This is a genomic window from Mycobacterium sp. E796 (assembly GCF_001672815.1).
GTDB lineage: Bacteria > Actinomycetota > Actinomycetes > Mycobacteriales > Mycobacteriaceae > Mycobacterium.
The window spans coordinates 1-11,408 of sequence record NZ_LZKK01000003.1; the positions used below are offsets into that span (position 1 = coordinate 1).

An 11,408-nucleotide genomic window follows, 5' to 3' on the forward strand; every position below is an offset into this window, starting at 1 on the left:
CTGATCCAGCGCCTGCCGCAGTGCCTCCACGGGCTGCCCGGACCGATCACCGAATTGCCGCATGAGCCGGAAGAACTCGGCGACGGTCAGGCGCTGGAGCAGGCGCGTGTTGACCTCCTCGGCCAACTCCCCCGCCCCGTGCTCTTCCAGTAGCGCCTGTAGGTCCGAGCGCAGCTCGGCCAGGGCCAGCGAGTCGATCCCGAGGTCGGCGAAGGAGCAATCTTCGTACCCGGTGAGGTCGTAGCTCTCGATGAGATTTTGGAAGCGTGCGAGGGGGCCCGCGCTGGCGTCCGGCCCGTTGTGGGTGTGGTGGGCCGACTGGTTAACCCAGGTCGCCAGCGCGGGCAGCCTGCCGTCCAGCCATAGCTGGCGAGTCTGCGAACGCCTGATCTTCCCCGAGGTGGTCTTGGGGATGCTGCGCGGCGGCGCGAACACGATCGTGTGCGGATCGATGTGGCCGTGCCGGCGGATGGCTCGCGCCAGGGCCTTGCCGTCCGGGAGGTCGTTGCCGTCCCGCACCTCGGCGACCACGACCAGCGCTTCCTCCCCCTCGGGCTCCTCGGGTTCAAACGCGAACGCAGCGACGCAGCCGTGCCGGACCTGCGGGGCGGATCGTTCCACGACGGCCTCGATGTCCGACGGATAGCAGTTGACGCCGCGGACGATGATCAGGTCCTTGGTCCGCCCGCAGACGAACAGCTCGCCCTCGTAGAGGAAACCGAGATCACCCGTCCGCAAATAGGTGTGCTCGTCATCGCCTGCGATGCGAGCGCCGAAGGTTTCCGCGCTGGCCTCGGGGCGATGCCAGTAGCCGCCCCCCTTGGACGGTCCGTCCAGCCAGATCTCGCCGACTTTGCCCTGGCCCAGCGCCTGCCGGGATTCGGGGTCGACGATGCGAACGACGTTCCCTTCGGCGGGCTTGCCGCTGCTTACCAGCGGGGCCTGGTTGTTGTTCTCCGGCAGAGCCTTTTCAACCCGAACCACGTTCTGCTGCAGGGCCCGCTTGTTCACGGCCAGCGTCTGGCGACCCCGCACGGACACGATCAGGGTGTTCTCGGCCAGGCCGTAGGCGCCGGTGACGGCGTCGGGCCGCAGTCCATAGGGGGCGAAGCGCTCCCGGAATCGGGTAAACGTCTTGGCCCGCAACGGCTCTGCCCCGATGAGCATCGACTCGAGGCTGCTCAAATCGATGCCTTCGAGATGCGACGCCGGAAGCTTGTCTTCACGCAGGCAGTACTCGAGCGCGAAGTTCGGCGCGGGCGTGCGGGTGGCGCGCACCTCGCTGATGAGCCGCAGCCAGGATGCGGGCCGCTTCAGGAAGTCCTCCGGTGACATCGCGTGCGTGCTGCCACCGATCACCACGATGAACAGGTAAGCGGAGATCAAACCCATGTCGTGGTGCTGCGGCAGCCAGCTGACCACCACCTCGCTGTCGGGGAAGGCCGACGCGTTGGCGATGACGTTCGAGTGGGTCACCACCACACCCTTGGGGTCGTTGGTGGAACCGGATGTGTACTGCAGGAAGAGCACTCGGCCGGGCTTGTCGGCGACGGGGGCGCCACCGAAGTTGCGCGTCTCATCGGTCGCGACCCACGGGAGCTCCGGAAGCCTCTCGGCGTCAGGCCAAGGCATCGCGCCCTGCCGGTGGTCGAGCAGCTGACGGAAGTCGGACTCGAGTTGCTTGGTCGACAGCACCGCCTTGGCTTGGCAGTCCCGCGCGATGAAGCTGAGCTTCGCCAGCCCCGACTCGAAAGCCATGGGTAGCGGCGGGCTTACCGGGACCGCGATGACTCCGAGGCGCGCGCAGGCGTAGAAGGCAGCCACCATCTCCAGACCGGGCGTGTAGACGAGCAGCGCTCGATCTCCCGGCCGGAGCCCGGCTTCCGTGGACAGGTAGGCGGCCAGCTCGCGCGTCCGCTCCGCGAAGCTCCGGAACGTGTAGCGCTCGAGCTCGTGGCCGTCGGCATCGACGAACCGGAAGAGGGTCTGGTCCGGTTTCCGCGCTTCCCACATCTGCAGGTAGTCGATCAGCGTCTCCATCGCGGAGTCACTCCCCTTCCAGGTCGGTGGCCCGATTAAGCCGAAATCAAAAGAAGAACTGGTTACGTCGTAATTCACCCAAGGTAGCGCCATTAATCGATGTCCCGCAAAGCCATTTCGACGCCACACACGGATTTCACAGGTGCGCGTGACGCATCCCACATCGAGAGCATTTTCTGACTCGCCGAGAATTGTTTATGTGAATACTGGTTTCAGTAGTTCAGTGCGCCCTCGCTCCGCGATAAACCCAGGTGGAGCGGCGATACGTGGATACTGATCTACGGACATGCGACGTTCCGTACACAACGACCCAGCCGACCCCCGACAGCGTTCTGATAAACCGGGCAGAAAGGGCCCCTTTTTCAAATTCGCCGGTATTGCGGTGTGGCTTTTCAACACGCCAAAGGCCGGCCCGTAGACCACGGCAATTCGACGCCTGAGCGAGATCGGAGCGGCGCCGCGCCCCGGGCAGGACTCAGAACCTACGGATATACTGAAACTGACTTACTGATCAGCCGTCGACCGGCTACGACGAGAGAGTCACCCATGAGCACTCCGGACCGCATGGCCGCGGCGCCGACCGATCGCTTCGCGGTCGGGCGCACACGTAATCCCCGAACGCGACGAACGGTCGACCTCACGCCCGCCCAGCATCGAGCCCTCGACATCTGGCAGCGAGAAGCCGCCGACCGCCTAGGCGTCGCCCGCGTCACCGGGCAAGAGGTGCTTTCCACGCTCGTCGACCAGCTGCTCAACGACCCCAAGCTCGCGGCCCAGATCACGCGCTCCATCCAGGCCAAGCGGTAGCGCCCGTCGTCAGGAATCCGAACGCTGCGAATCGATTCCGCGTGCCACCGCGTCACGCAGCGGCGACGCGTCGAGCGCGACCGGTAGGTGGCGACCGACCTGTGCGATGCGGATTCGGGGTCCGGCGCGGGCGACGAGCCGGACGATGCCGTCGAAACGCTCGCCGTCGATGATCGGCGACAGCGGCTCGTCCTCGGCCTCGATGATCATCTCTTCGCCGTTGACATCCCGCACCCGATCACCGGGGAGGGTTCCGTTGCGGAGCGCCGCGGGCAGATGCGCGATGATCCTCGACGGCCTCAGGTACCCGGCCTGGAAGTGCAGCGCGCCAGGTTCGGACGCTTTCGGGAAGAGCCGGAAACCCGCGCCGATGTGGAGGTCGATCGCGCCGGCGTGCAGCAATGTGTGTGTCCGCGTAGGGACTTCGACGCCGTCGATCACGACACGCGCGCGCGTCGGCGCGAACAGGCGGGTCGCATAGTTGGACTTGCTCGAGTGTCCGGGGACCACCTTGTTGGTCACGTAGTCGGCGAACGAGCGGGCCATCACCCGAACGACGTCCGCCCGGCCATGGGTGTGGTTGTCGTAGTACTTGTCGTAGAACCGGTTGCCGACGCCCCCGGCGGCCAGGCCAAAGCAGAGCCGGTAAAACTTCGCGCCGTCCGCGGTTTCGCCGTCGAGCGCCAGCGTGTCCAGAAACGCCTCCGGCGGAGGCTGATTCGCCTCGGCCGCCGCGACCAGCGCGCGCAAAACCGCTTCGGGCCGACCTCGCACCCGCGCCTTGCGCGCGACGGCGTTGACGCTGCCGCCGTTGCTGGGCACGAACGCTGGCCAGCGGTCCGGATCGTCGACGCAGTGCCGGGTTTCGTTGATCAACCAGTTCAGCGAACCATCACCGCCGTCGCTGATCAGGTGGCTGACCCGCGGGTACAGCTGGCCGACGGTGTTGCGCAGCTGCTCCACCGAGGTGGTTTCGTGCACCTCGCCCCACGGGCCGACGATGCGGCGCATATCGGCGGCGACATCGTGGCGCGCGGCACGGTTCTTGCGCGCGAGCGGATTGACGATGACCCCTAGATACATCTGGGGCTGCCCGACTCACGCCGGCCGGGGCGCGCACTTGGGATTTCGCTGGCCATCTCCGCGACGATACCCGCGATGGCGATGTGCGCGAGCCGACGCGAATCGCCGCCCGGTCGCGGTGAACCAAAACCATTGCCCGGGACGGCCCCTGCCGTTTCGCGGCTAGGGTGGCTGCCATGTCAGGTTGGACCGCGGCGGAGCTGCCGTCGTTTTCGGGGCGCACCGCCATCGTCACCGGTGCCAGCGGCGGGCTGGGTGAAGTGACCGCGCGGGAGTTGGCGCGGGTCGGCGCCCACGTCATCCTGGCGGTGCGCAACACCGACAAGGGTGACGCCGCGGCCGCGCGTATGTCCGGCCAAGTCGAGGTGCGCCGGCTCGACCTGCAAGACCTCTCCTCGGTGCGACACTTCGCCGACCAGATCGACAGGGTCGACGTGCTCGTCAACAACGCCGGCATCATGGCGACCAAGCGCGCGGTCACCGTCGACGGCTTCGAGGGCCAGATCGGGACCAATCACCTCGGTCACTTCGCCTTGACCAACCTGCTGCTGCCCAAGCTGACCGATCGCGTGGTGACGGTGTCCTCGCTGCTGCATCACATCGGCTACATCAGCCGCAAAGACCTGAACTGGCGGTCCCGGCCGTACTCGGCGTGGCTGGCCTACGGCCAGTCGAAGCTGGCCAACCTGCTGTTCACCAGCGAGCTGCAGCGGCGCCTGGATGCGGTCGGTTCTCCGCTGCGCGCGCTGGCCGCGCACCCCGGTTGGTCGCACACGAACCTGCAGGGCAACTCCGGTCGTAAGTTCGGCGACGCGGCGGTGCTGGCGGTCGACCGCATCGTGTCCACCGACGCCGACTTCGGCGCCCGGCAAACGTTGTATGCCGCATCGCAGGACCTGACGGGCGATACGTTCGTCGGCCCTCGGTTCGGCCTCTACGGCCGCACCCAGCCGACCTGGCGAAACTGGCCGGCCAGCCGGGCAACCACGGCCGCCGCGCTCTGGGAGCTGTCCGAACAGCTCACCGGCACCAAATTCCCGCTCTGAGGCTGACCGCGCAGCCGTCGACGCGCCCCTCCCACGAGTCGCGGTTAGATTTGTGGGTAGCCAGTCAGAAGCTTGCGGCGCGGTTCCGCTACCGCGAGCCAGCTAATGGCGAACGAGTTCGGGTGAGGAGGTCATGCCATGTCGGATAGGGACCTGGCGGTGCTGCTCGCCCTGTGCGCCGCGCTGGCATCCGCGATTGGCAATGTGATCCGACAGCGCTCCGCGCAGGAGGTCACCGAAAAACAGGTCGGTCATCTGACGCTGTTCGGCATGTTGCTGCGCGACAAGCGTTGGTGGCTGGGCGGTCTGGGCGACATCTCGAGTTACCTCCTGCTGGCCTGGGCCCTCGACGAGGGATCCGTGCTGTTGGTGATGTCGCTTCAGGTGACGGCGCTGCTGTTCGCGCTGCCGATCTACGCGCGGGTGACCCGTCATCGGGTAAGCCGCGGCGAATGGCTGTGGGCGATCGTCCTGGCCGCGGCATTAGCGGTCATGATCGCGGTCGGGCAACCGGCGGGTGGCCACGAGCGCGGCTCGCTCGGTGCCTGGTTGGTGGTGGCGATCGTGATGGCCCCGCCACTTCTGCTGTTCTTGCTGGGCGCCCGGATCTGGTCGAACCGCCCAGCCGCGGCATTGCTGCTGGCGGCGGTGGCGGGTTCGTTGCTGGCGGTGTTCTCCGTGCTGATGAAGGGTGTCGTCGACGTCATCGAACACCACGCGGGAGATCTGTGGCGCACGCCCGAGCTGTATGCGTGGCTGTTCACCGGAGTCGCCGGGATGATCATCCATCAATCGGCCTATCGCGCCGGAGCGCTCACCGCGTCGCTGCCGACGATCATCGTCGCCAAACCCGTCGTGGCAGGGGTGCTCGGAATCACCGTGCTGGCCGAGACTTTGAACGCCGACGGCACCGGTTGGTTCCTGCTTGCGGTGGCCGCGGTGGTGGTGATCGTTGCGACCATCGGCCTGGCTCGGGGCGAGGCGGCGACCATGGCGGCCGGCGCCGGGCGCGACGTGAAGCTCACCGACCGGCCGAAGGCGGCCTCGCAAGCCTGAAGTTGTTCAGCTTGAACACATTTCGAAGGTGAATTTCGTGGCCACGGGTCGCGATGCGGTCGCCATCCGCCAGGATCCGCTGACGCAGGCTCCGCAAGGTGGGCCCGGGTCGTTGGCCAACTCGTGGGCGAGCGTCGTCCTCAGCCGGCCATGCGCGTCGCGGCCAACACTTTCACCGCTTTGCTCGGGCCGACCGTAAACGGCGGGAGCGTGACTCAGGCGATCGTCCAAAGTAGGCGCGCGACACTCTGAGTTCATGCCCAAAACGCATAGACAGCTCATAACCGGCATTTCACACCCGCTTTTGCTGTTCATAACTTCATAGATGGGGGCAAACAGAGCCACACAAGACGAGACTGTGAATTTAAATCGTGGTTGCGGTGTTGTGCGGTGAGACGACCGGGCGGGAGATCAGATGATTGCGACAGCAGTGAAAGCGTCGGGTATCAGCGCCGCGCGAGCCCACTGGATCGTCCTCGCCGTGGTGGGTCTGTGCGTAATGCTGACCGGCTGCACGGTGTCCGCCACCGGGCGACCCGTGGCGGCGCCCAACTTGGGACATTGGCAACCGGCGCCAATCCTCAACGCGCGCCTGGCGAAACTGCTGTTGAGCGCCAAGGACGTCAACGCCGTCGGGCAGACGACCGCCATGGCACTGCGCCGACCGATCTCCGAAATGTCGCACAGCGACGACGTGGTCTCCGATCGGAATTGCCTGGACGCCTACTCACCGGTCGAGGCCAGCGTCTACCGAGACAGGGCCTGGGTCGCGTTGGAAGGGCAGTTCCTCGACAACGCTCGCGCGAAAGCCGACCACAACAAGCACGCGTTGCTTCAGGCCGTGGTCAGGTTCCACGACGCCGACGTGGCCCAGCAGTTCTTCAGCCAGGCCAAACCGCGGTGGGCCGGCTGCGCCAACCGGCCGCTGACCATCACCCAACCGGGCGACAACCCCGTCGCCTGGAAGTTCGGCGGGCTGGTAGCGACGGACAGCACGTTGAGCCTCGTGCAGACCCTCGACGCCGGCCGCGGCTTCTCGTGCCAGCGCGCGATGGGAGTGCGCAACAACGTCGTCATCGACACCCTGTGGTGCGGATTCGACACCACGGATCAAGCGGGTGAGGTCGTCAACAAGATCGCCGCCGCCGTCGAGGTGTGACCCCCGGTGATTGCTGTTCGACCCTAACCGGCGGGCGGCGGCGGATTCGCGCGCTCCGAAGAACCAGGTGAGCCAGCCTTTACTCGAACTTGACCGCTTGTTGAATCGTCTTACCGACGATTGCGGACGTGACTACTCTTCTAGAGGTGGAACTGGGGGTTTTGGGGCCTCTCCAGGTCCGGCGTGCTGGCGCGCCGGTCACGATTCCGGGCGCCAAGCCCCGCGCGATACTCACCATGCTCGGGCTGCACTTCGGTTCGGTCGTGTCGGCCGACACGCTCGTCGAGCTGCTCTGGGGCGAGGATCCCCCGCGCACGGCCGCCAAGGCCCTGCAGACCCATATCTCCTCGCTGCGCCGCACCCTGGGCGACGGCTTCGTCCTGACGGAGGGCGCGGGTTGGACCCTGGCCACCAGCGAGGTTGACGCCTCGCGCTACAAGTCGGCCGCGCGACGGGGGCGCGATGCCGCCGCGGCCGGCGACACCGGGCAGGCGGTGGCTCGCTTCGAGGAGGCGCTCGAGCTCTGGCGCGGCATCCCCGAACTGCCCGACGGGCGCCGGGGAACCTCCGAGAAGACGCGGTGGATCGAGGGCCACGCCGCGCTGGTGGAGGACCGGGCCGATGCGCTGCTCGCGACGGGCCGCGCCGCCGAGATCATCGGCGAGCTCGAGGCCGCGGTGGCCGACGCCCCGCTGCGCGAAAGGCGATGGGCCCAGCTGATGCTCGCCCTCTACCGCGCCGGCAGGCAAGGTGAGGCCCTGGGTGCCTACCAGCGGGCGCGGACCCTGCTGGCCGATGAACTGGGCGTCGATCCAGGGCCGGAGCTGCGCCGGCTGGAGGCCGCAATCGTCGCGCAGGATGCCTCGCTGGAAACGCCTGGCGCGCAAAATGTTCCGTCGGTGACCCGCGCCGTGACCTTCCTGCTGACGGACATCGAGGGGTCGACCGCCGCATGGGAGGCGGACGCCGACGCCATGGGGCTCGCGCTCGCACGCCACGACGAGCTCGTCGAACAGGTCGTCACGTCCCGCGGCGGACGGCTGATCAAGACCCGCGGCGAGGGCGATGCCACATTCTCGGTGTTCGAGCGGCCGTCCGCGGCCGCCGCCGCCGCCCTGGAGCTGCAGGACGCGATCACGAACGAGCCGTGGGCGCTGCGGGAGCCCATGCGCGTCCGCGTGGCATTGCACACCGGGGAGGCCGAGTTCCGCGACGGCGACTACTTCGGAAGGGCGGTCAACCGCGCCGCGCGGCTGCGGTCGTTGGCGGCGGGCGGCCAGATCCTGTGCTCGGGCGCGACCGCCGAGCTCGTGATCGACTCCCTGCCCGACGATGTCGCGCTCGCCGACCTCGGCACGCGCCAGCTGAAGAACCTCGCGCGCCCGGAGCACGTCTTCGAGCTGCGGCTGGAATCCGCGGAAGACCATGGTGCGGAAGCCCCGGGCGAGGCGCCTCTGGAACGCCCGGGCCTGCCCGCGGTGCTGGTCGGCCCGGGGCCGTTCGTCGGTCGCGGGCAAGAGCTCGAGCGGCTTTTTTCCGCGTGGCAGACCGCGCTCGCCGGCGGCACGAACGCGATGCTGATCGCCGGCGAACCGGGTGTCGGGAAGACGCGCCTGGCCGGCGAGTGGTCGCGACAGGCCTACGACCAAGGCGCCCTGGTCATTTACGGGCGCTGCGACGAGGACCTCGGTGCGCCGTACCAGCCGTTCGCGGAAGCCCTGCGTTCGCTGGTGCCGTGCCTTGGTAGCAGTCGGCTTCGTGAGCTGCGGGGCGTGGAGGCGCTACTCCCCCTGGTTCCCGGGCTGAGCGATGTCCTGCCCGATCTGGCCGCGCCGACCCGTGCCGATCCGGACACCGAGCGCTATGCACTCTTCGACGCCGTCGTCGCGCTGCTGGGTGTCGCTTCAGCGAGCGCGCCCGTCGTCCTGATCCTCGACGATCTGCACTGGGCGGCGAAACCGACGCTGCTCCTGTTGCGGCACCTGCTGCGTTTCGGCGACCGGGCCCGCGTGCAGATCATCGGGACGTACCGCGGCACCGACCTCGATCGCTCGCACCCCCTTTCGGCCATGCTCGCGGACCTTCACCGTGACGGCACCGCGAACCGCCTTCAGCTCGGCGGCCTCGACGAGGACGACGTGACGGACTACGTCGCCAAGGCCGGCTACAACGACGCGGAGCTGGCCCGGGCATTGGCGTCCGTCACGGGTGGCAACCCGTTCTTCCTCATCGAGGCCCTGCGCCACGTCGAGGAAAGCGGCGGCCGGTGGGATCCGAGCACGTTGCCGCAAGGTGTCCGGGAAGCGGTGAGCCGCCGCCTTTCTCGCCTGTCTCCGGAGACGAACAAGGCCCTCGCCGCGGCCGCGGTCGTCGGTAGTCGGTTCGCCTTGGAGCTGGTCGAACGCGTCGTCGGGGACGACCTGGTCGACCCTTTCGACGAGGCATGCAAGGCCGGCATTGTGATCGAAGAACCCGGCGGTCGCTACCGGTTCAACCACGCCCTCGTCCGGCAGTCGCTGCTCGCCGAGCTGCCCTCGGTGCGACGAATGCGCCTGCACCAGCGCATCGCGACGACGCTGGAGAACGAGCCCGGCGCCGACGACGAGTTTCTCGCCGAGCTGGCCCACCACTATTTCGAATGTGCTTGGGCCGGAAACGCGGTCAAGGCCGTCGAGTACTGCCGGCGTGCGGCGGACCAGGCGATGGCGCGCCTGGCTTACGAGGGCGCCGCCGACCTTTACGATCGGGCGCTGCACGCTCTGGAGGAGATTGACGACGAGTTGCCCGACCGCGACGATCAGACCGCCGAGCTGCTGATCGCGCGCTGCGAGGCCCTGCTGGCCGCGGGTGACGTGACTTCCGCGGCCGGTGCTGTCTCTCAACTGCAAGGAACCACAGTCAATTCCGCCCGGCTAGCGGCCTGGGCGACGTGTTTCGACGGCCAGCTGTCCATGCTGACCGATCCCGAGCGATTGGACGAGGTCGAGGCCGCTGTGGGCGCGGCCGCCGCCAAGCTGGCCGAATTAGACGATGCCGCAGGCGAAGCCAAGGCACACACCGTTCGGGCGGGGTGCCTCGCCCGACTCGGTCGGATCGGCGACTGCGAAGTCGCCCTGGACGACGCTCTGACCGCGGCGCGGCGGGCACGCGAACACCGCAGGGTAAACGCGGTTTTGGCCAACGCCCCACTCGCGGCGCTGTGGGGACCCAACCCGGTCCCGCGCGCGGGCGGGCGGTGCCTTGACGTGGTGCGGCTCTTGCGAATCACGACCGACTCGCCGGCGGTCGAGGCGACGTCGACGCGTTGCCAAGCGGTCCTGGAGGCATTCCGGGGCCGAGCTGCGGCGGCCCGGCGGATGATCGACTCGGCCCGGCGCACGGTGACCGAGCTCGGCCTGCGCCACGCCCTCCTCGAGGTCGAGCAGTTCGCCGGCATCGTCGAGTTGGTGGTCGACGAGCCGGCCGCCGCCGAGGCGCATCTGCGCAAGGCCTACAACGGCTTTCGTCGCATGGGGCTGGACGCCGACACCGCCGAAACCGCCGCGTTGCTGGGTCGCGCGTTTCTGTTGCTAGGCCGAGATGCCGAAGCCGAGGAATTGTGTTCGGAAAGCGAGCGTCTCGCCGGGCATGCGCTGAAGGCATCGATCGCGTGGCGCACGCTGCGGGCGCGTCTGCTATCGCGCAGCGGTGATCACGGCGAGGCGCGGCGCGTCGCCGAGGAAGCCGTCAGCCTGGCCGAGCGGACCGACGCTTTGGTCGATCACGGCGACGCGTGTCTGTCGCTGGCGACGGTTCTGGGCGTTGGCGGTGATGCTGCGGGTGCGCGCGCCGCAGCCGAGCGCGCCGTCGGTCTGTACGAGCGGAAAGGCGCTGCGGCACTTGCCGAGAAGGCGCGTGGCATTCTTGGTGAGCGCGGCCGGCCGACCACTCTCGCTCCGCCTGAACCGCCCACGGTCGAGCTGGACAATGTGTGCGTGCGAGCGGGAGAGCGCATGATCGATGCCATTGCTCGCCAAGCCTGGGACGAAATCGCGCAGCAGTATTCACCCAATGCCGTCATAGAGAGTCGCCGGAAGATAGTCGGGTTTACTCGGTTCACGTCTGGCGACTGGGTACCAGCGCAAAGGCCCCTTGTCGAAGCCGGCGACATGCGGATCAGCCAAACGGTTATCGCCGTGCGAGGCAACCTGCTGACTCTGTCCCGACTGAGGGTGAAG

7 protein-coding genes are annotated in these 11,408 nt (G+C 67.8%); 5 read left to right on the forward strand and 2 right to left on the reverse strand.

The genetic code is table 11. The features are described from left to right. On the reverse strand, positions 1-2,040 hold a 2,040-nt coding region (locus A5706_RS00080), incomplete at its 3' end, for a fatty acyl-AMP ligase (protein ID WP_156766862.1). A gap of 546 nt (positions 2,041-2,586) precedes the next feature. On the opposite strand from A5706_RS00080, the gene A5706_RS00085 reads away from it, so the two are divergent. Beyond that, the gene (locus tag A5706_RS00085; RefSeq protein ID WP_068125857.1) at positions 2,587-2,847 is read left to right on the forward strand and encodes a hypothetical protein; all 261 of its coding nucleotides are present in this window, start codon (positions 2,587-2,589) and stop codon (positions 2,845-2,847) included. A 9-nt stretch (positions 2,848-2,856) separates the two neighbouring features. On the opposite strand, the gene A5706_RS00090 is transcribed toward A5706_RS00085, so the two are convergent. Then, positions 2,857-3,930 carry a diacylglycerol kinase family protein gene (locus A5706_RS00090; RefSeq protein ID WP_156766863.1) on the reverse strand — a complete coding sequence of 358 codons (1,074 nt, stop codon included), beginning with the start codon at positions 3,928-3,930 and terminating at the stop codon, positions 2,857-2,859. A 176-nt stretch (positions 3,931-4,106) separates the two neighbouring features. Between A5706_RS00090 and A5706_RS00095 the strand changes: the two genes are divergently transcribed. The 4 genes from A5706_RS00095 to A5706_RS00110 all read left to right on the forward strand — a co-directional run. Beyond that, positions 4,107-4,976 (forward strand): oxidoreductase, encoded by an 870-nt coding sequence (locus tag A5706_RS00095; RefSeq protein WP_068125859.1) that lies wholly within the window; start codon positions 4,107-4,109, stop codon positions 4,974-4,976. Positions 4,977-5,114: 138 nt separating this feature from the next. Next, entirely contained in the window at positions 5,115-6,032 is a 918-nt protein-coding gene (locus tag A5706_RS00100) for a DMT family transporter (RefSeq protein ID WP_068125861.1), read from the forward strand. Between the two features lie 415 nt (positions 6,033-6,447). Then, entirely contained in the window at positions 6,448-7,191 is a 744-nt protein-coding gene (locus A5706_RS00105) for a sensor domain-containing protein (RefSeq protein ID WP_082964087.1), read from the forward strand. Positions 7,192-7,337: 146 nt separating this feature from the next. Then, a partial coding sequence (locus A5706_RS00110; protein WP_156766865.1) for a BTAD domain-containing putative transcriptional regulator occupies positions 7,338-11,408 on the forward strand: 4,071 nt, incomplete at its 3' end.